Raw genomic sequence first — 1237 nt, 5'->3', positions numbered from 1 at the left:
CCATTCCGAACAGAGAAGTCAAGCCCGCCAGAGCCGATGGTATTGCCGTAACAGGTGGGAGAGTAGGTCGGTGCCTTTTTTTACACGAAGCCCCTTCAGGAAACTGGAGGGGCTTTTCTTGTGATATGCACCTCACCCCCGGGTATATTTGTTATATATTTACCCCCATAGCAACCAAATAGTTCCCCTCTGAGGATATATTGATGCCCGCCCTGGATGTGGTGGTCCGGTGGCATAACATCGGTTCCCGTCTGCTTCTGCTATATGTGCCGTACAGTCTCTTTATAGACAAAACCCTATAATCCTGCATTCCAGAGGTTCTGAGAGACTATACAGGCCTCTAGCCCACATGGTCCTCATAATTAACAGCCCGGCTGTAGTACCTGTTCTGCTGTATTCCTGCTGCAATTGCTGTATCTGAAAGGATCGGAGATGACCGGGTAGGTGATCACAAGCATCCCTTCTCCCTAATAATACCTCTGCTGTAAATAAAAAAGAACGGTGAACGGTACCGGCTCTTCCGGATACCACTTCGCTGTGATCCTCTCTCTATAGGTCGGTAGGAAGGAAAGGGAACAGATCGAAGGGTGGGAGTAAACCCGTACGGAACAGATGGAATATTCAGGTACAGATCCTATCCGGCAGCCGGATTCCCACAGACCGGACTGTTGGATAACGATCGATCCCAGGGGCTATTATCCGGTGTTTATCAAGTATTGTTCTGCGAAGAAATACTATTTACAGTAAATTATCGTTCATGAATACAGGCTGTTATGGTTTTTCTGAAAAATACTTTACTTTCCTGCTTGGAACTATGGGTTTAATTGTCCTATCTTTGCACCACTCCGCAAGGGAGGAACGGTCAGATCTTAGGAAGGGACCATGAAAAAAGAAGGGTTTAATGTTATTTAAACGCGGGAATTAAAGAAGGGACGCCGAAATAAATTTTCACATTTATTTTGGAACTCTGAAAAAGATTCCTACCTTTGCAGTCCCAACGGAAACGAAGGGCAACAGAAAAAGTAAAAAAGTCGAGCCTTCGGGTGTAGAGATAAAGCAAAAGCGCGAAGCGGATGCGAAAAAAGTTCTTTAAAAAATGATCATGTAACGTAACGAGTAGTGTTGAGAAACGACGAAAGTTAAAAAAATCAGCCATTTGGTCCTAGAATCAGAAATTATAATAAAGACAATTCTATTTTCATAAATAGTCTTGGTCTTACACTTCATTTTACAATGG

The 1237-nt window shown here is 43.7% G+C and carries 1 protein-coding gene; it reads left to right on the top strand.

Annotated features, from left to right (window positions below; translation table 11 throughout):
• The coding region (locus G7B20_RS19385; protein WP_205600291.1) for a hypothetical protein at positions 1-182 on the top strand (182 nt) is incomplete at its 5' end.
• Positions 183-1237 lie beyond the last annotated feature (1055 nt).

Origin of the sequence: Sphingobacterium sp. xlx-96 (genome assembly GCF_011007365.1) — a bacterium.
In the GTDB taxonomy this organism is placed as follows: Bacteria; Bacteroidota; Bacteroidia; order Sphingobacteriales; family Sphingobacteriaceae; genus Sphingobacterium; species Sphingobacterium luzhongxinii.
Note: the sequence above shows the minus strand (reverse complement) of the source record. Positions and strands in the feature narration are given on the sequence as shown.